The organism is Peribacillus acanthi (genome assembly GCF_003073175.1).
GTDB classification, from domain to species: domain Bacteria; phylum Bacillota; class Bacilli; order Bacillales; family DSM-1321; genus Bacillus_BN; species Bacillus_BN acanthi.
The window spans coordinates 301,906-323,833 of sequence record NZ_QBBX01000001.1 but is presented as its reverse complement, the minus strand read 5'-3'; the positions used below and the strand labels follow the sequence as shown (position 1 = coordinate 323,833).

The following is a 21,928-nucleotide window of genomic DNA, read 5'->3' as shown; positions in this document are numbered from 1 at the left end:
TCTGACAAAATCTACTATAAACACACAAATTTTTCTAACTTTTTGACGTATAATGCAATTATAACATCAATTTTTGTCAAAATAAGAATAAAAATATTACAGTTTCATTTCAACGAGATTTAAAAGTTCTATCTTTTCTATGAAAAGGGGTGGGAATTTATTACTATTTTTTGTGTATGAGGGGAAAATTTGGTTTGAGGAAAAATAAAAACGCCTTGCGAACTCCAAGACGTTTATGTACTGCTTATTTTTTTGCTGCTAACCAGCTGGCAACTTTAGTAGCTTCTTCACCTTCAAGTAAACCTGGTGGCATTGCACCTTTACCTTCATGGATGACTTTTTCAATATCAGCTTGTGATAAATCGGCGCCAATTTTATTTAGTGCTGGTCCAACTCCACCTTCAAGGTTTTGCCCGTGGCAGCTTGAACATTTGTTATTAAACAATTTCGCTTCTTCACCAGCATCCGCTGTTGTTGTTTCAGTGCCTTCTTTCGGTTCTTCCGCCTCGTCATTTCCACCACAAGCGGCTAATACAAGAGACGTACCCATTAGTAAAGCCAAGAGCTTTTTCTTCATTGGAAAATCCTCCTAACCAGTAATAAAACTTCTTACCTTATTATACCATTACTAAGCCTTTTTAAAACCTTCCCCGAGTACCTCGGAAGCGTCCATAACTACGACAAATGCTTGCGTATCAATGCTTTTGACCACTTGTTTCAATTTTGTGAATTCTGTCTGTCCGACAACGCATAGAAGTACGGGGCGTTCATCTTCCGTATAGCCACCTACTCCAGAAAGTCGAGTTACACCTCGGTCGATTTCATCAAATATAGCTTGTCTCACTTCTATTTCTTTATTCGTAATAATCATCGCCATTTTTGAACGACCAAATCCTACTTGAACTAAGTCGATTGTTTTACTAGTAACATAAAGACCAATGAGTGCGTATAATCCACGTTCAATATCAAATACTATAGCCGCTGCTAATACAATCAAACCGTCAATCGCTGCTACACAAGTTCCTAATGAGAGATTGGTGTATTTATGTATGATTTGGGCAGCAAGATCCGTACCTCCTGTGGAAGCTTTACCTCGGAACACGATTCCTAAACCTAATCCTACGCCAATTCCACCACAGATTGCTCCTAATAGTGCGTCCTGTGTCCATGGATCCCAATCCTTCGTCAAGAATACAACAAAAGGCAAGAATACTGTTCCAACCAGTGTCTTAACGCCAAACGAAGCTCCTAGAAATATTAACCCTGCGATGAACAATGGTACGTTGAAAGCCCACTGTACATAAGCCGGTTCAAAACCAAAAACCGAATCCAATATCGTACTAATCCCACTAACACCACCAGAAGCGATTCTGTTAGGTAGTAAGAAAACGTTAAAGGCGATCGCGACAACTGCCGAACCAATTAAAATATACCCATACTCTATGATTTTTGAGAGAACAGGATGTAGCTCATCTTTCCGTCTTTTATTCATGCGAATAATCCTCCATGCTGCGATTTCAAACAGAATTGAGTATAGCATCCCCGGAAAAACGTGTAAATAACAGCTCATTAGCGTGGTGAAGCGATGAATTTTATAAGTTATTAAATGGTCTTTTCGTATACTGTTTTTAGATTTGAATGTTTGTACGTTGATTTCCGCTCCAGGCACTTGCTTTCCGCGGGGAGGGTGGGAGCCTCCGCGTTACGCCTGTGGGGTCTCCCACTTCCCTCTATTTCCCGCAGGAGTCAAGTGCCCTCCGCTACAATCAACTCAGATAGTAAAAAAATTATGCTTAAAGCAACAAACGTTACAATAACACCCTGTTGAAAATGCTAATAAGCATAAAAACCAAACCTATAGTCCTTCCAAATATCATAAAGTTTAATTACAACGCCAAAACCCATCCTAAGAATCATAAATCTTCTAGAAAATCTGGGCTAAGAATCACAAAATCAAAATTAAGTATGTACTCCTTAATTTCTCGCGCATTAACCACGTCTAAGGCTAGCTATAGAATCCTATTTTTTATTTACGAACCCATATATCTCGAAAAAGCCAAAAACCAAGCCCCAAAAGGACCTGGTTCATTAAAATTATGACAATTTCGAACGCAAATACGCATCAATGAACATATTGATGTCGCCATCCATGACAGCTTGCACGTTTCCACTTTCCGTACTAGTACGGTGGTCTTTTACCATGGAGTATGGATGGAATACGTAGGAGCGAATTTGGCTTCCCCAGCCAATTTCCTTTTGCTCGCCACGGATTTCATCTAACTCGGATTGTTGCTCTTCGATTTTACGTTGGTATAGCTTCGCTTTCAGCATATTCATCGCACGGTCACGGTTTTTGATCTGTGAACGTTCTGTTTGGCACGTTACAACAACACCAGTCGGGATATGCGTGATACGAACAGCTGAGTCAGTCGTATTGATATGCTGTCCACCCGCACCACTCGCACGATACGTATCAACTTTCAAATCTTCCGTTCGAATATCGATTTCGATTTCGTTATTGAACTCAGGCATAACTTCACAGCTCACAAAAGAAGTATGACGGCGGCCAGAAGAATCGAATGGCGAAATACGTACTAAACGGTGTACGCCTTTTTCCGCCTTCAAGTAACCGTAAGCATTGTGACCTTTAATTAACAACGTAACACTCTTAATTCCCGCTTCATCTCCAGCCAGGTAATCCATCGTTTCCACTTTAAAGCCTTGTTTTTCGGCCCAGCGCGTGTACATACGTAACAGCATGGAACCCCAGTCCTGTGACTCTGTTCCACCTGCACCTGGATGCAATTCAAGAATCGCATTGTTCTTATCGTATGGCTCACTTAATAGCATTTGTAGCTCATATTCGTCCAGTTTACGAACCAATTCTACAATCTCTGCTTCTAGCTCAGCCTGAAGATCAGCGTCAGGTTCTTCTTTTACCAATTCGTATGTTAACTCCAGGTTTTCTAACGTCTCACTCATGTCTGTAAACTGATCGACCATTGCTTTCAACGCATTAGATTCATTGATGACCGTTTGGGCTGCCTGCTGGTCATTCCAGAAATTAGGATGCAACATCTCATCCTCTAGTTGTGCAATTCGTGCCTCTTTTTCTTCTAAGTCAAAGAGACCCCCTAAATCCCGCTAATTTCTTAGCTGTCTTTTCGAGCTCGTTTCTAATTTCTGCTAATTCCATGCTCTTCACCTCATATGTTTTAATTTAATCAAACGTTTGATTAATTTTTTTCGTATAGATTAGTCTGTTGATTTCCGCGGGAGGGGGAGTTTCCTCCATGATAGCATCTGTAGGTCTCCCACTTTCCTCTGAATCCCACTAAATGTCCTCCGCTACAATCAACTCAGATAGTTTAAAAAGCACCTATTTTACGTAAACAATCATGATAAAAAGTAATATTAACAAAGGAAAAGAGGCGTATCGCCTCTTTTCGAAGTTATTAATAGATTATGCTCTGCCGTGACAGTTTTTGAACTTTTTGCCACTTCCGCACTCACATAATTCGTTACGACCGATGTCTACCTTCTTACGTGCAGGTTTCTTTTTCACAGTCGCTCCATCTTCTTTCGGATTGACCGCTTGTCCCTTCGCTACTTCTTGGCGCTCCAGGTTGTTGCGAATTTCCGCTTTCATGATATATTTTGCGACTTCATCTTCAATCGTCAAAATCATATCTTCGAACATTGCAAAACCTTCTTGTTGATATTCACGAAGCGGATCGATTTGGCCATAAGCACGTAAATGGATTCCTTGACGCAATTGATCCATCGCATCGATATGATCCATCCACTTGCTATCTACCGCACGAAGTACGATAACTTTCTCGAATTCACGCATTTGTTCAGGAGAAAGCTGCTCTTCCTTCTCGTTGTATCGCTCTTTCACTTTTGCCAAAATGACCTCAGTGATTTCTTCAGTGTCCTTACCTTTTAACTCATCAACTGTAACGTCACCTTCTTGAAGAAGATTCGCGTTCACATAGTCGATTAAGTGATCCAGGTTCCAGCTGCTTTGTTCTTCATGCTCTGGTGTGAATGCAGCCACATGACGCTCTACAGAAGACTCGATCATTTTTTCAATAATATCTTTAAGGTCATCATTATCTAACACTTCAAAGCGTTGTTTATAAATGATTTCACGTTGCTGACGTAATACATCGTCATATTGTAAAAGCTGCTTACGAGCATCATAGTTGTTACCCTCTACACGTTTTTGTGCAGACTCAACTGCTTTTGTGACGATTTTACTTTGGATTGGCTGAGAATCATCCATCCCTAAACGCTCCATCATCGCTTTCATATTATCAGCACCGAAACGACGCATCAATTCATCTTCCATAGAAAGATAGAATTGAGTTACCCCAGGGTCACCTTGACGTCCGGAACGACCACGAAGCTGATTATCGATACGGCGTGATTCATGGCGCTCTGTACCTACTACCGCTAGTCCACCAATCTCTTTAACGCCTTCGCCAAGCTTGATATCAGTTCCACGACCTGCCATGTTCGTCGCAATCGTTACAGCACCGATTTTACCAGCATCTGCAATGATTTCAGCTTCACGTTCATGATTTTTCGCATTCAAGACATTATGACGAATGCCGCGTTTAGTTAACAAAGTAGAAATCAATTCAGAAGTTTCAATTGCCACTGTACCAACCAAAACTGGTTGCCCAGCTTGATGACGCTCTGCAATATCCTCAACCACTGCACGGAATTTACCTTCCATACTTGCATAAATCAAATCTGGACGGTCGTCACGTGCAATATCACGATTCGTCGGGATCACGATAACATTCATATTATAGATGCTGCGGAACTCTTCTTCCTCAGTCTTCGCTGTACCAGTCATACCCGCCAATTTTTCATACATACGGAAGTAATTCTGGAATGTAATTGTCGCAAGTGTCATGCTCTCGTTTTGGATTTCCAAGCCTTCTTTCGCTTCAATCGCTTGGTGCAATCCATCACTATAACGACGTCCCTTCATTAGACGACCTGTAAATTGGTCAACAATGACAATTTCGCCCTCTTGGACTACGTAATCCACATCTAAATGCATACTCACATGTGCTTTTAACGCTTGGTTGATATGGTGGTTCAACGCAACATGAGAGATATCGAATAAGTTGTCGATTCTAAAAGCACGCTCTGCTTTGTTGATACCTTCTTCAGTCAGCTGAACGCCCTTCGTTTTTTCATCATACGTATAATCGACTTCTTTAGTTAACGTACGTACAAACGCATTTGCTTGAATATATAACTGCGTCGACTTTTGAGCTGAACCAGAAATAATCAACGGTGTACGTGCTTCATCGATTAAGATGGAGTCCACCTCGTCAATTACCGCATAGTGCAGAGGACGCTGTGCCATTTGTTCTTTATAAAGTACCATGTTATCACGCAAATAATCGAAGCCGAACTCATTGTTCGTTCCGTACGTAATATCGGCGTTATACGCTTCTTGTTTTTCTTCTTTTGAAAGACTGTTCAAGTTCAATCCAACTGTCAAACCTAGGAACTCAAATAGCTTGCCCATTTCTGTCGCATCACGGCTTGCCAAATATTCATTGACCGTGATGACATGAACGCCTTTACCAGTCAATGCGTTCAAGTACACTGGCATCGTGGAAGTTAGGGTTTTACCTTCCCCCGTTTTCATCTCTGAAATATTCCCGTCATGAAGGGCAATCCCCCCCATTAACTGAACGTAGAACGGATACATGCCAAGAACACGCTTCGCCCCTTCACGGACTACAGCGAACGCCTCTACTAATAGGTTGTCTAGCTTTTCCCCATTTTGATAACGCTTTTTAAACTCTTCCGTCTTAGCACGCAAGGCATCGTCGGATAGTGATCCCATTTCAGGGCCTAATTTTTCTATTTCGTCTGCAAGCTTCTGCAGTCTTTTTACTTCTCGTTTATTTGCATCAAATACTTTATTTAAAATCTTTAGCATTCACAGACGCTCCTCTATTTTGTGAGTATCTTGTCATCTATCTCTTGATTTCTTCATAAACTAAACAATTATCCAATTTTCATTTTACCACTTCAAGGATAGGGTGACAACTTGAGTCCTATTATGACAAGTCCTATTAGTACATGATATAAAAAATTTTCAGAATATTGAAGTTTTATTGTGTTTTTTCGGATTCTGAAATATAATTTAGTAACGGTAAAATAGGTAATTTTTCACAAACGTCCGGTTTTGAACAGAGGTGATACATGAAACGAATACATATTTCTGAAGCATCATCTGGAGATGCCCTAGCCTCTCCTATTTACGGAAAAGCAGGCAAAGTGTTGCTTGCAGAAGGAACCAAACTTACGGGTCCTTATATTTCTTCCTTAATAAAGAAGGGTATTGAATATCTTTATATCCATACTAAAAATACAGATGGCATCGTCCCGCCTAGAATCTTACATTCTCAAGTCAGACAAGAAGCCGTCTTAAAAGTATACGAAACAATGACCTCGCTATATAATGAACGAGCATTACTTCGTGCCACCTCTTCACAAGATATCGGAAAAGAATTCGAAAAGGTTTTTAAAGAGATTCTAAACCATTTATTCTCCAGTCATGACCACGTCTTCAACCTTTCAGATTTATTTATCTCAGAGGGCTACTTTTTCCATCATTCAGTCAATGTGGCGATATTAGCGGGAATCGTAGGTATTGCTAGAGGATACTCAGAAAATCAACTTTTGGAACTAGGAGTAGGCGCACTTCTTTTTGATATTGGCATGACCCAAATCCCTTCTAAGATGTGGAATAAAAAGAGCTATATTACAGTAGAAGAAAAAAGCCTCATACAACAACATACGATTACTGGATATAATATTTTGAAAAAGCAGGATAATGTTTCAGAAGGATCTGCATTTTGCGCTCTTCAGCACCACGAACGATTTGACCAAAGCGGATATCCACTGAAGCTTAAAAGTGATCAAGTCCACGAATATGCCAAAATAGTAGGCATTGCCGATGTATATGATGCACTAACAGCAAACCGAAGCCATCGAAAAAGCTATTCTTCATTAGAAGCGGCTGAATACTTGTCTGCAGCAGGAGGCATACTGTTCGACTTAGACATCATCAGAGACTTCCTACGCTGCATTGCCATCTATCCTATCGCTACACGTGTATTGCTAAGTAATGGTTTCGAAGCGGTTGTCTCGCAAATTCATCCCGAATTGCCTTTACGACCAACCGTCCGAGTCATCAAAAATCCAAAAGGTGAAGAACTTAAATCACCATTTGAGATGGACTTACGGACAAAATTCACGGTGATGATTGAAAAAACGATATGATTCAAAAGCACTTTCAATAAACGAGAGTGCTTTTTCTTATTCTCAAAATCATCCAATCTACCCTTCCATTCCCGGTATAAAAATGTTGAATAAGCAGTTATAACTATATGAAGCCCTATTTGCATCTACAGATTTAACTAAAGAAAGGGGCAATGTGTTATGAACAGAAGTGAAAGACATCAAAAGAGAAAGTGGAAGAAAATTGTTTCATCCATCTCCATTCTCTTATTAATTGGCTTAGGCATATATGCTTTTTCCGTCTATCAATCCATGAATAGTGCATTAAGTGCCATGCATGATCCTATTGGTAGAGAAAATATAAATAATAAATTATCGAAGAAAGAACCCTTCTCAGTATTGTTACTAGGTGTGGACGAACGGGAGGGTGACAGTGGCCGATCGGATACGATGATTGTCATGACGGTCCATCCAGAAAATAAATCGGTCAAAATGGTTAGTATTCCTCGTGATACAAGAACGGAAATCGTGGGTCGTGGAAAAGAGGATAAAATTAACCACGCGTACGCTTTCGGGGGACCAGAAATGTCGATAGCGACCGTGGAGAACTTTTTAAATATACCAATCGATTATTATATGAAGCTGAATATGGAAGGCTTTAAAGATATTGTAGATGCAGTAGGCGGAGTGACCGTTCAAAATGACTTAGACTTCACGTATAATGGGACTCATTTTCCAAAAGGTGAAATCAAGCTCGATGGAGAATCCGCTTTAAAATACTCCAGAATGCGTTATGACGATTCACGCGGAGATTTTGGAAGGCAACAAAGGCAACGTCAAATTATCCAGGCCGTTATGAAAGAAGGAGCAAGCCTCTCTTCACTTGCCAACTATGACGACATTTTCAAAGTCATCGGCAAAAACGTCAAAACGAACATGACTTTCTCAGAAATGATGGACATCCAGAAAAACTATAAAGATGCTACCAAAACGGTGGAACAAATTGCTGTCAAAGGAAAAGGGACAAAAATTGATGGGGTTTATTATCTTTTAGTTTCTGATGAAGAAAGACAGAGAGTTGCAGGATTTATGAAGGGTTAATGAGTTTGGGGAAGGCCCATTATAGGAGCCTTCCCCTTTTTTGATATTTTCGACCAATAGAAAAGTATCGAATGGGGTATTGAGAAACCTCATCTAACGAATAACAATTCCGGCCGTCATAAATAGTGGCTGTTTTCATTCTGTTTACATACTCTTGTAAGTCGAGCTCTCGGATTTCGTCCCATTCGGTTAAAATAAAGACAATATCGGTGGACTCGATAGTATGTAAAGCACTATCCTGATAAAGGACTTCTTTAGGCAAAACCATCTTTGCTTGTCCCATCGCAGCTGGATCGTACGCTTTTACTGTTGCCCCCAGGTTAATGAGTTCTGGAATGATGGCAAGTGAAGCAGCATTTCGAATATCATCTGTGTTTGGTTTGAACGCTAACCCGAGCACCCCAATCGTTTTCCCATTCAACTCTCCAAAGTCCTTAATAGCTTGATTCAAAAGAACATGTTGCTGTTTATCGTTTAGGTCAATCACTGCTTTCAGGATTCCGAACTCATACCCAACCTCTTCGGCGATATTCACAAGTGCCTTAGTATCCTTCGGAAAACAAGAGCCGCCATAGCCGATTCCCGCCTTCAAAAACTGCGTACCAATGCGACTATCCAAACCCATGCCCAGTGCAACCTCTTCAATATCTGCCCCTACCCTGGAGCAAATATTAGCCAATTCATTAATCAAACTAATTTTCGTCGCCAAAAAAGCATTAGAAGCATATTTAATCATTTCTGCACTATTTAAATCTGTCTCAACAATCGGAATTCCAAACGGTTCATTAATCCCTCGCATGATCTTTAAAGCATCCGGACTATCCGATCCAATTACGATTCGATCTCCATAGAAAACATCGTGAATGGCAGAACCTTCCCGTAAGAATTCTGGGTTGGACACCACATTTATGTTAGCTGGAAGCATGCTTTTTATGCGCTGATTTGTTCCGACAGGCACGGTGCTCTTAATTACAACAACGACATCATTAGAAATATAATTGGCTATCTGTTCGACTGCACGCTCTATAAAGGTCAAATTGACCGAACCATCTTCCTTTTCGGGAGTTTCTACAGCTATATATACAACATCCGCTTCTACTAACGCTTCTTCATGACTCGTAGTAAAATACAGTCTATCAGCATTCTTCACCATTAATTCGCTTAAACCTGGTTCATAAATGGGAGAAACCCCACTGTTCAACAACTTCACTTTTTCTTCATTTATATCTACACAAGTCACATAGTGGCCGATTTCCGATAAACTGACTCCGGTCACCAGTCCCACATAACCTGTGCCTATGATTGTTATGTTCATTACTTAGTATCCTTCCACACTTACTGAACCTTATTTTACTAATAGTTTGTACAATAAACCAATACAAAACCCTGCCAGTGAAACCAGCAGGGCTTATTTTATCATATTAAAATGTCGGTTCAATCAAGCCGTAGCGGCCATCTTTACGTTTGTATACGACGTTCGTTGCGTTCGTATCTGCATTTGTATAGACGAAGAAGTTATGACCTAACATGTTCATTTGAAGGATTGCTTCTTCACTATCCATCGGCTTTAAATCGAAACGCTTGTTACGAACTACCTCTAAATCCTCTGGATCATCTAACTCGACAACAGGCTCCTGTTCTTCTTCCAATACTGGTGCGAACAATTCAGCTGTACTGCCACTCGTACGGAACTTACGGTTTACTTTTGTCTTATGCTTACGAATTTGACGCTCCAATTTATCAGTGATTGTATCAATCGCTGCATACATGTCGTCTTTGCGTTCTTCTGCACGGAGTACTAGGTTCGTCATCGGAATCGTTACTTCAACCTTAGATGATTTATCATTGTACACCTTTAGATTCACATGTACATTTGCATCCGGCGTATTCCCGAAATAGCGATCCAATTTTCCAATCTTCTTCTCCACATAATCGCGTAGAGCTGGAGTTACCTCAATGTTTTCACCTCGAATGTTGTAATTCATAAGTGAACTCCTCCTTTAAATAAGACTATAATCTATAATTCTACGATACCCGTCCCAAATCCTTCTTAAACTTAATTAAATAATGACAAAATTTTGAACTAAAGAAATATCGTAGGTCTTACTACACTTATATTGTACAACTTCCAGAGTATGAAAAAAACCATCTGACAGAAAATTCAGATGGTTAGTTTGGCAATATTTAGTTTCGGACAAGAGGCATCATGAATGCTTGAACTTCCTTCTTCCAATCCATAAAAGCTGGGAAAAGACTTTCTTCGACAATTGTTTTTTTCAGCTCAGGTTGATTCATTTTACCCTCTAATTCAAGAGCCTTTTTGATTACGTGATCAAATTGACTTTGTAAGCTTTCAGAAAGTAATCCTTGATGACTTTCACCTATGCTACCTAAAGCAGTGAAAATATCAGAAAGAACTTGATCTCCTTCAGTTCGCTCAAGGTTATGGAAGCTTTCTAATACATACTGAAAACCTTGTTCTACTGTATCCAATAAATCTATATATTGCTGGACAAGCTCTAGTTGGTAGTAGTCTAATTGCATGATTTGCACCTATTTTCTCTTATCGTAGAAAACCCCATCGGTCATAAGGTTATTGTACGGATTGATGTATTTTTGATTGCCTTGTTTTTTGGCTTGTAGCTCTGTCAGGTCTTTTTTAATTGAAAGCTTCATTTCAGTTAAAAGTTGATTGAGTTTTTTTTCTACCTCAATAAGCTTCTTTCCAGTAGCTTTCTCCTCTTCAGTATAGGGAGGAACGATTTCCATAATCAAACCATCCCTACTTGCAAGCAACTTATCAACTTTATCAACTAAATCATCGCGATCAATATCCGTATTCTCTAATAATCCGATTAACTCTTTCGTCACCTGTTGAAAAGCGACAAGTCGATTCATCAAACCGCTCCACCTTGAGCATACTGCTTTTGACGGTTTAACTGGATGACTTCTTTCCAAGTATCACGTAGCTCTACAACAAGACCTTCCACTTCATCAAGAATAGAAGCATCATTCTTGATGTTCGCTTCCGTTAGTCTTCTTCCAATATACTCATACATCACAGCAAGATTTTTAGACACCTCAATGTCCATATTGAGTGTAATCACAAATTCACTAATGATATTTTGAGCTTTTTGGATATTCAAGTTTCGTTGCTCGATAGATTTATCTTCAATTGCTTTTTTTGCTGCATTGATGAATTTTAAACATCCGTTATAAAGCATCAAAGTTAATTCACCTGGTGATGCGGTCGTTACCGAATTTTGTTGATAGGCTTGATATGGATTACCCATTGCCATTTGATCCACTTCCTTTAACTACTGAATTGTTGCATCAAATACATACTTTGTTGGTTCGATTGTTGAATGGCTTTTTCCATTGCTGTGAATTGGCGCCAGTAACGGTCTTCAAGACGAACTAACTTGTCCTCAAACCTATTAATTTGAGAGTCTACCAGATTTAATTGTTTTCCTAGAGTAAATTGAGCATTAGTTGAGAAACTATTTCCAGCACGCTCTTTTAACTTGTTCATCGTATTACTAACCGTGTCATATAGTCGATGGATGATTCCCTTTTGGCTATCGGTACTACCTGAAGAGGTAAATAGTTTTTCCACATCTTCTGGATTTGTCTCGATCGCCTTTTTCAATTTCGCCTCATCAATTTCAAGCTTTCCACCTTCAAGGTAGTTAGCAGAAGTCTTAATCCCTACTGCAGTAAGCTGATTCATTAATGAGTTAATACTATCCCCTGTGACAGGAGCATAAAAATCAGATCGCATTTTAGAAAGATTGCTAGTCAAAATCGAATCACGACGAAGCATCCCACTGCGAGCTTTTTCTTCCCATTGCTCTTGTTGCTTGTCTGACAAAGATTCACGCTGTTCGTCCGTCAAAGGCTTGTAGCTTTTATAATACGTTTCGCTCACTTCACCTTGAATTTTACCAATTAATTCATTGTATTTATCAACAAACCCTTTAATATTTTCGAATACTTTATTGCCATCATTATTCACAGCAACTGTTACAGAACCTGTGGAGCCATCAAATGCTTGTTTCAGTGTAAAGGTAATACCGTTCATTTCAAAGGTATTAGAGCTTCTTTCTGTGTCTAATCCATTAATAGTGAATTTCGCATTTACGCCACCTGTTTCTGTTACACCAGCAAATTTGAATACATCTTGAATGAGTCTTCCACTAGTGGCCATTTCGTTGCCTGTTCCAGCTTTATAATCTCCCGTTTCACTTCTAGTCAATGTCATTTGTTGTTTGAAATCATCAAAAAATAAATTGACTCCAGCAACAGACCCATTTACTCTAGCCATAAGACTATTTATAGAATCAGACCCTTGTACTAAGAAATTTTCTAAAACAGGTCCTTTAGAAGTTTCAGATTGTATAGAAAAGGTTGTATAGTTTTGCTTATAATCCACTTCTATTGCGGTATCCTTAGCTATTGTGTTCGACATCTTTATAAACCCAGTTTTAGGATCTACTGACCCAACATCCTCATTTGCTCCATTCTTTACCTTCCAAGTCGCTTCGTCTACGGTATAAGTATCAGTACCTATTTTTATTGTATTAATAGACTTTATAGATTCCTTAGAAAGACTGAATTCATTTTTAGCTTCTGACATTATTAAGTTTTCAATTTTATTTGACGCAACATAGTCAACTTTAATAGTACTATCTTTGGTAATTGACTGACCGAATTTTAATGAACCATCTGATCCAACAAGAACTTGGTTGGCGCTTAATCCTCCACCAGGCATAGTCGAAACCACTTGATAAGAAGTGCCATTTACTTTCACGTTCAAATTTTGTAGTTCAGTAGGTGGAATAGAAACTCCCACTGCTAATGACAATGTGAAGTCTGTATTATTCGCTGTAACTGAAATTGATTTAGTTTCAACACTACCTTCACCCCATGTTAATAATGCTCCATTTGCAAAATCACCATCGAGTGTGCCGGAATAAAGGTCTTTTGATACATCAATTTTCTTACCTGCTGCAGATATACTTGTTCCTCCACTACCTGTTGATCCACTTATTCTTGTAGCAGCTGTCGCCAGACGATCTACTTTCGAAATTGTATAAGATGACTGTGATGCAGCACTTGTTGCTGTAGTAATAATTTTTGATTCATCTGTTGAGGTAGTAGTTCTTACACGATATTTTGAAGAAAGCTTCATCTGAGTCAGCTCAGAACGGAAATTCAATAGCAATGTATTCATGGCACGATAATCATCACGTTGCCATTCTAGAGTTTGTTTTTTCTGCTTGAGCTTATCCATACCCATACGTTCAGCTTTCATTAAATCCCCAACCAACGTATCGATATCCATTCCACTCGCTAATCCACCGATTCTCATAATCTCACCTTCTTAAATCTTTTTATCTACCATCAGCCCAATAAACTCGGTCATCGCAGCATGCATATCTAATAATTTTTTTGATGGAATTTCCCTTACAACTTCTTGAGTTTTATCGTCTATTAGTTTTACATAATACTCATTTAATTTTTCATGAAACTCAAATTTCAAGGAAGTATGAGTAGGCTGCAAAAACTTATTCATACTACTTATAATTTCTTCCACCTTATCTTTTGAAGGTGCTTTCTCATTAACCACTTCTTTTTTATTTTCTAAAATAGGCGTTTCCTGAATTACTTTCTCTTGTTGAATAGGTCTATATACTGAGGAACTACCTGTAGTAGATACACGATCCATCATCATGGATTCCTCCTAATATTTTCTCATTACTATTAATATCGGAAAAAAAGTATTTATATTTAGGGGGAGTTGTAAGTATTATAAGGTATAGGGATAAATAACTATAAAGGAGGAAGTGTATGGGAGTATCCATCGGAGGAATACAAGTTCCAGGTATAATCGCCAAACTTGTAGAAACAAATAGAGAAGTAGCTCAGCAAGCAGTAACATCAAAAATACAAGAAGTACTAAATGATCCAGCGAAGAATGTTAGAGAGATTCAACAACCTTCTCCGTTTTCACAATTTTTGGATATAAAAGTATAGATTTTTACTACCACTTGAAGATAATTAATCTTTTAGTGGTTTATTTTCGAAATAATTTATATGATGATTATATTGTTTACTGTGTATAGACAATATAACAGATTTGTCATTTGGGAGTACCTAACACCCTAGCCCTAAAATAAGATTTAAAAATAATGCAAACCAGTGTGAGTAATTGAATACAGTATCACACTGGTTATCTAGTCTTTTATCTAATAAACTAAGGTAAAAGCCTACTGAATCTATTGTCCTAACTTTTAGTTTAATTTTATTTTCTCGTTTTACACCAAAATGTATCAAACTATTTTTTATATTATAGAAATAAATTTTTTTATTCCAAATAAACAAAATATGACATTCATGGTTAAGCCCACTTAACAAATAACGTTCAGTTAATTAATATGTTTCAATAAAAAAATTTGAAATTAATTAAAGATTATTTCTTTTTGAACTACTTTTAATCCTTAAATATATTTTATTTTCAAGCTTTAGTTTTTCATAAACCTCTGAGTCTCTAAATTTTATAACCTTTGCAGGATTTCCACCTACTATAGCATATTTAGGAACATCCTTTGTAACAACAGAGCCCATGCCAATTACTGCTCCTTCACCTATACATACACCAGGAACAATACATACATTAGAACCTATCCATACGTTTTCTTCAATAACAACCGGCTTTAATATATATCTACTATCATAAGGTATTGATTTCAAATCTTCTGAATCATAATTATGGTTTCTTGTCATAATTTCGACTTTATGCGCAATTATTGTACCATTTCCAATGCTAATTCCACCACTTGCAACGTAAAAGCCTCCAAATCCAATGAAAACATCATTACCAATCTCCATGTTTTGACAATCAACAAAGGAATTTCCTTGTTCTATCTGAACATTTCTGCCATATTCTTTAAAATGTAAAGATGTATTTCTACTTTCTAGTAATTTTGTGCTCTACTCATCAAATTGACTTTCTTGGCTATTGGTTAGCAAATTTATTAATTTTTTCATAAATAACTCTTGAAGATGAAAATAATATTCAATTTTTCCGAATATCTTATCCTGAATTTCTTCATAATGCTCTTCTATATAGTCTATTTTTCGTAATAATTCACTTACGTTTACCACATCAGTAAAAATATTTAATTCTTCTAGTTCGACAGATTCAACAAAGTCGTAATTTTTCAAACCGTAGCCTAAGGATATAAACGGTTTCCCATTGGAAAAAGCTAAGATACTTGCATGCAACTTTAAGTTTATGCTGAATTTGGCTTTGTTAATTAAAGTTAATATTCCATAAGCATCATATACTTTGTTTATACTTATTATATTTGGATTTTTAAACTTTTGTACAAAAAGTTGACAAGACTCTATATCTTCAACCCAAATAGGGTAGACAATAATTTTATAACCTCTATTTAATAGTATTTGGGTAGTTATACTTAGTTGTTCTTCTAAATACTGTTCGTCAAATCCTACAATGTTATTATAAGATGTACCCCAATTTATTAGGATGACATTTTCATCATTTACAATAAATTCATTAATTTCTTGAATTTCCGGAAGATTTTTATTTAGTTTATTAAATACAATTCCAGGATCCCCTATAACTGTATTGTTACTATCATTTATTATAAAATCTCCTAACCTTCCTCGAACACCACATAAAATCGCATTAGTTAATACTTTTCTAGTTTTATTTCCTAAATAATCTATTGGTTGATTATTGTTATAAGATGAAATAATTTGGTTGATTAAGTTTCTTTCTCTTGTATCAATACCTGTTCCCCAAACTACAACTGGAATGTGTTCATCTATACCTTTTATACAAATATCTTCCCAAAAGTCTAGAGTTAGGAGTGACCCACCACCTAACACTATTAAGTCATAATTTTTTAAGTTTACTTCGTAATTACTAATTGGATAGTAAACATCTATATCAATAAGAATTTTATTGTCATGAAGCTGTCCAAATAACATTTGTTTAAAAATTGAATATAGAAGATCATCTCCTACATTTCCCTTACTTATCCAGCCTAGATATAAGATTTTCTTAAGCATTTTCTACACTTCCTATTATTTCTAGTAGATATTTACTCTCTGGTAAAGATTCAAATAAATCTTTAATTTTATCTCTAAATTCTTCTTCGATTTTTGTATATACAACAATTAAATATTCGAATATCTCATTCTCAAGAACACCATGCTCAATTGATTTTATTAAATTATCTCGAGCACCTAAATATTCTTTTTCATGATAATAACTAATACCAATTTTCTTATATAGTTGTCCTTTTCTTGAATATAAAGTGTTAAATAGAGCATTTTCAAAAAATTTAATAGCTGCTTTATACTTCTGATGTAAATAAAATACTTCTCCTATTTTCTCATTAATATCTATAATAAAATTCCTAGATAATCCCAACAACATATTAGTAGCTTCAGAATCACCAAAAATGTTCGAATAATTTAATAATTTTAGGTAGTCAGCCAAATCTTCTTCATATAATTCTTCATTTTTTTGTATACTATTAATTATTCTAAATAAGGTTGGAGATACAATTCCTCTTATTTTTTTATATTTTCCCTCATCTTTTGTTAGCATGGATGAATAAACCATTAAAATTGCAAGATCATGTCTGTAAGTTTCTTTATATAAATCAAAACTTATTTCATAAGCTTTGTTATGTTCGTTATTAAATAATAAACTTAATAGAATAGCATTATTTCCCTCACCAGTTAAATCAAATAACTTTTTTTGGAAATAGGATAGTAGTATTCCATTATTTAATGATGAAAGTGCCTCAATTAGAAATTCTATATCTTCTTCTTTATTACTTGAATATATTCGATTTAGAAACTGAATAATTTCTACTTCAGATACATCACTTAACAATTTCAATAAATGTTGTAATACATCTTTTTGCTTTTTATCAATATTTAAACATTTTGTGTACATTGATACAGCATCCATTTTTTTACTTTGAATTTCATAAATATAACCAATCATTCTATATATACTAACACTATAATTTTTCATATAATCTACTGAAAAATAATCATATGTCTCATTAAGCATTTGGGATAGTAGCAAACTTTCTAAAGAGAGATGATATCTTTTTTCATTAAATTTAATCAGCCCATCGAAGTATCTAAAAACAGGACTCTCTGGAAATATTTTTATAGCCTTATTTATCTCAAACTGTATACTAGAAGCAAATGATTTTGAATCTATCATAGATTGAATTAAAAGAATATAGGGTAACTCGGCAAAACCTAGTTGATTTATTTGACCTTTTGAAATAGATTTTTTACAATATTCATATTGTTTTTCAAAATCTTTTTCTAATCCATAAGTATCAGCTATATAATAATAAATTGCCGGATTTTCAGGGTCTTTATCCAGCTGTTTTAATAATAATTTTAAATTTCTTTCAAACTTATTCTTATTTTGAATTTGTTCCCTAGAATATCCTTTGTGAATAATTTTCATGTAGTTAGAGCCATTTATTGATTTTAATAAATCTCCTTTTTTTCTAAGATCCTCATGAATCATTCCTTCAAATTTTATAAAATTATCTTTTCTAAAAAAACGGTTTCCAATATGTGATGATTGTATATCATTATGCTCATCTACATTAATAATTTCACAAAGTATTGAATCATAATTTTTAGAATTCAAAGCTAATTCTGAATATACTTCTTTTCTTGTATCTACTAAATATTCATCTGCATCTAAAAAAATTATCCATTCACCTTTTGCTTTACTTATTGCATAATTTTTTGCTGCTGAAAAATTATCTATCCATTTATAATGATATATTTGTACACCTAGTTCTTTTGCAATTTCTATTGTCCTATCCGTGGAACCAGTATCAACAAAAATAATCTCGTCACAAACTTTTTTTAAGCTGTCTAAACAATTTTCAATAAACTGTTCTTCGTTTTTTGCAATTACACACCCAGAAATTTTCATACTTAAACACCTCAATCGCTTAGCGTTTTCTAGTAAAATAGCCGGAGATAAATAGATTATCCCCGGCTATTCTAATCAATTTATCTTAAAAGTTGAAGTACACCTTGTGGTTGTTGATTAGCTTGTGCAAGCATAGCTTGAGCAGCTTGTGAAAGAATTGAATTTTTAGTTTGATTCATCATTTCTTTCGCCATATCTACATCACGAATGCGAGATTCAGCGGCAGTTAAGTTTTCACTTGAAGTATTTAAGTTATTAATAGTGTGATCTAAACGATTCTGCCAAGCACCTAATTGAGCACGTTGAGTAGAAACATCTTTAATGGATTTATCAATCGCCTTAATATCATCATCAAAATTGTTAGTTTTTACGTTTACTGCATTTAAACTTGCTGTAGATCCGCCACTACCCGTACCGATTGCGCTTGATCTCATATCTGCAATATTAATGGCTAAAGTAGTATTCTCATTAGCACCAATCTGGAATTGAGCTTGTGTTCCAGCTGTTTGAAGTGTTGCAGCATTAATTGTTGCACCTACATAGTTTGCAGAAAAGTCTAATTTAAATCCTAATTTATCAAAGTTAAGTGATGAACCAGCTGTTACTGTAGTTGAAATATTGATAGTTTGACTAACACCATCTACAGTTGCTTTGATATGAGTTGCAGATGAAGCAAAAGTAATCGTTTTGCCATTATCTAAACCTGATAAGCTTGCAGTTACTCCAGCAGCTTTTAAAGCAGCCTCACTTCCAGCAGCACCTTTAATTTTAGATCCTAAAGATCCATCAAGCAAATTTTTTGTATTAAATTGTGTTTTATTAGCAATTCTATCTACTTCGCCTTTTAATTGGTCAATTTCTTTTTGAATAGCATCACGATCATCACCGTTATTTGTATCATTGTTAGCTTGCACAGTAAGTTCTCTCATGCGCTGAAGCATATCATGTGTTTCATTTAGAGCGCCTTCTGCAGTTTGAATTAGTGAAATACCATCTTGAGCATTACGAGAAGCTTGATCAAGACCGCGAATTTGTCCACGCATTTTTTCAGAGATTGCTAGACCTGCTGCGTCATCTCCAGCTTTGTTAATACGAAGACCTGAAGATAATTTCTCCATTGATTTCCCTTGTGCAGATGAAGCACTATTCAACTGACGATAAGTGTTTAATGCGGCAATATTATGATTAATTCTCATTTTACTTCCTCCTTGAATGTAAGGTTTACGTCCATGTAAACCTATTAATTAGGTTAAAAGTCGGCCGCCTTTCAACCTGTACACTTTTAATATCGGACTCAATCATTAATTATTTAGTAGATTTATTATTATTATTTCTGTTTTTTCAATAAATCTACTAAGTCTTGCTTTTTACCTAGTGCTTCTTGGTTTTCTTGTAGTATTTTCTCCCAAATTTCTTTTCGATAAATCTCTAAGTGATCTGGTGCTTCTATGCCAATTTTCACTTGTTCTCCTTGGATTGAAACTATTTTTACTTCAACGCCTTCTCCTATCTGAATCGATTCACCCTTTTTCCTTGTTAAAACTAACATTTATATCACCCCTTCTCTACTAGAACATGTAGGGGTTCCCTTATAGAATAATTAGTATTTTGGAGAATGACTTGTTTTGCTTTTCTATTTGTGATATTAACCACAACTGGAGCTGCTAGATTTAATGTCGAGTTATTAAAAGGATCTCTGAGAGTAATAATAGAAACTAAATTTACATCTATCTCATTTTCAATTTCTAGTTGTTGAACCGTTTTGTCGTCTAGTGTTATATCATAATCTGGTTTTACAAAGAATGGGTTGACTACCACGAACCCAATCTCCTGGTTATCAAGAGACTGTAGTACTTGATAAACTCCATCATCAGATAGAGGCAATAATACAAATCTCTTGTATTCAGGTAATCCGGGAATTCCATTATCAAAATGGATGACCAAATTTTCATCAATTTCAATTGTTTCATGGTACTTAGTATTAATCTTCATATTATTGACTCCTTATTGTAATGATTAAGATTGGAAATCGATTTTTATCGAAGAATATTGCTTTACATCAATGTTCACCTTACCAGGTGTAAAGTTAATGATTGGTAGATTAGCTTTAATATTTACTCTTGGCTTTTGTGGTTTCACATCTATATTAACCTTGCCTGGCTCATAAGACATCTTTACACTCCCTGCCTTTGGAATCCATCCGATATTAAAGTCATATATGGGGGAAACAGAATTTCTTTCAGCCTGGCCAGCAATTGCTTGAAATCCATTTTCAATTTTCATTAGCTCGTCCCCATCTTGGACATTTCTTTCGATACCTGCTAACCAATCCTGATATCCCTGCTGAGCAAATTCATCACCGCGACGGAAAAAGCTCTTCAAATCCATATCTGCCCAAGCTTCTGTCTGGTCAATACTGAGTTTCCCTATATCCGTTTCAATTTGAACCTCAGCTTTGGGCTGTTCCAAACTTATATCTGAAGGTGGTTGTTGTATCTCTAGAACTGCCTTCGTTGTCGAAATAGACATTTTTGCTGGTGTTGTGGAGACTCTTAATTTTGGAATATCCAGTGTAAACACCCTTTCTTGCAAAAAAAGCTATTCAAAATCTGAATAGCTTTTTCACATTCAATTATCGTAAGAAATCCATTAATGTTGATTGAATAATACGTGCCCCAACACTCAAAGCAGCACGATGAACGCTTTCCTGAACTTTCAAATCAGTGATTACTCGTTCGATATCAGCGTCTTCATTATCACTTAAAATACGATTCGACATAACTTCCTGTGTATCTATTCGTGACTCTATCATTTCTAGTCGGTTATATCGTGCACCTAACTCTGACCGTTCTGCAGAAAAGTTTTCAGAAATATCATCCAAATCCCCAAGTAATGTATCTAGACTACCAGCACCAGGTTCACCATCCAAACTTTCTTGAATCCCTTGTACCGTATCAAAAAGTTTCTGACTGAAAACATTATCCGGATTTACATTTGCCTTTAACTTAATTCCACGTGATATTTCAACAAAGTAATCATCTGTATTTGTAGTTGCAACTGGTGCACTACCTGAAACATTATCTGTTACAGGTGGTGAGGAAATATCCGTACCATTGTATATATACCTTCCTGCAACCTTTGTATTTGCAACCGCAACAAGATCCTTCTTCAACTGTTCGACTTCACGAGCGATTGCTTGTTGATCTTCAGGGGAGTTTGTACCATTCTTACCTTGTACAACTAATTCGCGAATTCGTTGAATGGCAGTATTCGCTTGCTCCATGCCAGCTTCTGAATTGTCCATCCAGAGATAAACTTCAGATAAGTTTCTTTTATATTGTTCAACTTCACGTAGATTCGTACGGTACGTCATACCCTTCATTGCAACAACAGGATCATCAGAAGGTTTCGTAATTTTTTTTCCGGTGGAGAGCTGATCTTGGTACACTCCTAATCGGTCATAACTTTTACTTAATTGACGTAATGAATTTGAGGATAGCATACTTTGGGTTACGCGCATTTCATTTCACC

General features: G+C 36.3%; 22 protein-coding genes. 3 read left to right on the top strand and 19 right to left on the bottom strand.

Annotation, left to right across the window (positions count from 1 at the left end):
* Nucleotides 1-244 precede the first annotated feature (244 nt).
* The 4 genes from cccB to secA all read right to left on the bottom strand — a co-directional run bounded on the left by cccB (nucleotide 245) and on the right by secA (nucleotide 5,974).
* A complete protein-coding gene (cccB, locus tag DBX25_RS01580; protein WP_108669019.1) occupies nucleotides 245-577 on the bottom strand; it encodes a cytochrome c551 in 333 nt (110 codons plus the stop codon).
* A gap of 51 nt (nucleotides 578-628) precedes the next feature.
* Nucleotides 629-1,492: a YitT family protein gene (locus tag DBX25_RS01575; RefSeq protein ID WP_108669018.1), complete on the bottom strand. Its 864-nt coding sequence runs from the start codon at nucleotides 1,490-1,492 to the stop codon at nucleotides 629-631.
* Nucleotides 1,493-2,094: 602 nt separating this feature from the next.
* Nucleotides 2,095-3,196 (bottom strand): peptide chain release factor 2 gene (gene prfB / locus DBX25_RS01570; protein ID WP_108669017.1). Its coding sequence is split into 2 segments (ribosomal slippage): nucleotides 2,095-3,123 and nucleotides 3,125-3,196, totalling 1,101 coding nucleotides; the frame shifts between segments, so codons are not numbered across the junction.
* A gap of 267 nt (nucleotides 3,197-3,463) precedes the next feature.
* Complete coding sequence (gene secA / locus DBX25_RS01565; protein ID WP_108669016.1) at nucleotides 3,464-5,974, bottom strand: preprotein translocase subunit SecA; 2,511 nt, start codon at nucleotides 5,972-5,974, stop codon at nucleotides 3,464-3,466.
* Nucleotides 5,975-6,240: 266 nt separating this feature from the next.
* Between secA and DBX25_RS01560 the strand changes: the two genes are divergently transcribed.
* Nucleotides 6,241-7,323 (top strand): HD-GYP domain-containing protein, encoded by a 1,083-nt coding sequence (locus DBX25_RS01560; RefSeq protein ID WP_108669015.1) that lies wholly within the window; start codon nucleotides 6,241-6,243, stop codon nucleotides 7,321-7,323.
* Nucleotides 7,324-7,482: 159 nt separating this feature from the next.
* Nucleotides 7,483-8,382, top strand: coding sequence for a polyisoprenyl-teichoic acid--peptidoglycan teichoic acid transferase TagU (gene tagU, locus DBX25_RS01555; protein ID WP_108669014.1), 900 nt, complete (start codon nucleotides 7,483-7,485; stop codon nucleotides 8,380-8,382).
* Nucleotides 8,383-8,401: 19 nt separating this feature from the next.
* Here tagU and DBX25_RS01550 read toward each other — a convergent pair whose 3' ends face one another.
* The 7 genes from DBX25_RS01550 to flaG form a co-directional block, all read right to left on the bottom strand.
* Complete coding sequence (locus DBX25_RS01550) at nucleotides 8,402-9,697, bottom strand: UDP-glucose dehydrogenase family protein (RefSeq protein ID WP_108669013.1); 1,296 nt, start codon at nucleotides 9,695-9,697, stop codon at nucleotides 8,402-8,404.
* Between the two features lie 106 nt (nucleotides 9,698-9,803).
* Nucleotides 9,804-10,367: a ribosome hibernation-promoting factor, HPF/YfiA family gene (gene hpf, locus DBX25_RS01545; RefSeq protein ID WP_108669012.1), complete on the bottom strand. Its 564-nt coding sequence runs from the start codon at nucleotides 10,365-10,367 to the stop codon at nucleotides 9,804-9,806.
* Between the two features lie 199 nt (nucleotides 10,368-10,566).
* The gene (locus tag DBX25_RS01540) at nucleotides 10,567-10,926 is read right to left on the bottom strand and encodes a DUF8042 domain-containing protein (RefSeq protein WP_108669056.1); all 360 of its coding nucleotides are present in this window, start codon (nucleotides 10,924-10,926) and stop codon (nucleotides 10,567-10,569) included.
* A 9-nt stretch (nucleotides 10,927-10,935) separates the two neighbouring features.
* Nucleotides 10,936-11,280 carry a flagellar protein FliT gene (gene fliT, locus DBX25_RS01535; RefSeq protein WP_108669011.1) on the bottom strand — a complete coding sequence of 115 codons (345 nt, stop codon included), beginning with the start codon at nucleotides 11,278-11,280 and terminating at the stop codon, nucleotides 10,936-10,938.
* Nucleotides 11,280-11,681, bottom strand: a complete 402-nt coding sequence (fliS, locus tag DBX25_RS01530) for a flagellar export chaperone FliS (protein WP_108669010.1) — start codon at nucleotides 11,679-11,681, stop codon at nucleotides 11,280-11,282. Before fliS ends, fliT begins: the two co-directional genes overlap by 1 nt.
* Before the next feature lie 14 nt (nucleotides 11,682-11,695).
* Nucleotides 11,696-13,753, bottom strand: coding sequence for a flagellar filament capping protein FliD (fliD, locus tag DBX25_RS01525; protein WP_157950840.1), 2,058 nt, complete (start codon nucleotides 13,751-13,753; stop codon nucleotides 11,696-11,698).
* A gap of 12 nt (nucleotides 13,754-13,765) precedes the next feature.
* Entirely contained in the window at nucleotides 13,766-14,113 is a 348-nt protein-coding gene (gene flaG / locus DBX25_RS01520) for a flagellar protein FlaG (RefSeq protein ID WP_108669009.1), read from the bottom strand.
* Nucleotides 14,114-14,232: 119 nt separating this feature from the next.
* On the opposite strand from flaG, the gene DBX25_RS01515 reads away from it, so the two are divergent.
* Nucleotides 14,233-14,418 carry a hypothetical protein gene (locus tag DBX25_RS01515; protein WP_108669008.1) on the top strand — a complete coding sequence of 62 codons (186 nt, stop codon included), beginning with the start codon at nucleotides 14,233-14,235 and terminating at the stop codon, nucleotides 14,416-14,418.
* A 429-nt stretch (nucleotides 14,419-14,847) separates the two neighbouring features.
* Here DBX25_RS01515 and DBX25_RS21600 read toward each other — a convergent pair whose 3' ends face one another.
* The 8 genes from DBX25_RS21600 to flgL form a co-directional block, all read right to left on the bottom strand.
* Complete coding sequence (locus tag DBX25_RS21600; protein WP_108669007.1) at nucleotides 14,848-15,273, bottom strand: acyltransferase; 426 nt, start codon at nucleotides 15,271-15,273, stop codon at nucleotides 14,848-14,850.
* Between the two features lie 102 nt (nucleotides 15,274-15,375).
* A complete protein-coding gene (locus DBX25_RS01505; RefSeq protein ID WP_108669006.1) occupies nucleotides 15,376-16,482 on the bottom strand; it encodes a polysaccharide pyruvyl transferase family protein in 1,107 nt (368 codons plus the stop codon).
* Complete coding sequence (locus tag DBX25_RS01500; protein WP_108669005.1) at nucleotides 16,475-18,397, bottom strand: glycosyltransferase family 2 protein; 1,923 nt, start codon at nucleotides 18,395-18,397, stop codon at nucleotides 16,475-16,477. Before DBX25_RS01500 ends, DBX25_RS01505 begins: the two co-directional genes overlap by 8 nt.
* An 80-nt stretch (nucleotides 18,398-18,477) precedes the next feature.
* Complete coding sequence (locus DBX25_RS01495; protein ID WP_108669004.1) at nucleotides 18,478-19,593, bottom strand: flagellin N-terminal helical domain-containing protein; 1,116 nt, start codon at nucleotides 19,591-19,593, stop codon at nucleotides 18,478-18,480.
* A gap of 131 nt (nucleotides 19,594-19,724) precedes the next feature.
* Nucleotides 19,725-19,946: a carbon storage regulator CsrA gene (csrA, locus tag DBX25_RS01490; RefSeq protein ID WP_108669003.1), complete on the bottom strand. Its 222-nt coding sequence runs from the start codon at nucleotides 19,944-19,946 to the stop codon at nucleotides 19,725-19,727.
* Between the two features lie 5 nt (nucleotides 19,947-19,951).
* Nucleotides 19,952-20,389, bottom strand: a complete 438-nt coding sequence (fliW, locus tag DBX25_RS01485; RefSeq protein WP_108669002.1) for a flagellar assembly protein FliW — start codon at nucleotides 20,387-20,389, stop codon at nucleotides 19,952-19,954.
* 24 nt (nucleotides 20,390-20,413) lie between these two features.
* Nucleotides 20,414-20,989 carry a DUF6470 family protein gene (locus tag DBX25_RS01480; RefSeq protein ID WP_240620108.1) on the bottom strand — a complete coding sequence of 192 codons (576 nt, stop codon included), beginning with the start codon at nucleotides 20,987-20,989 and terminating at the stop codon, nucleotides 20,414-20,416.
* A gap of 40 nt (nucleotides 20,990-21,029) precedes the next feature.
* The gene (gene flgL / locus DBX25_RS01475) at nucleotides 21,030-21,917 is read right to left on the bottom strand and encodes a flagellar hook-associated protein FlgL (protein ID WP_108669001.1); all 888 of its coding nucleotides are present in this window, start codon (nucleotides 21,915-21,917) and stop codon (nucleotides 21,030-21,032) included.
* Nucleotides 21,918-21,928 lie beyond the last annotated feature (11 nt).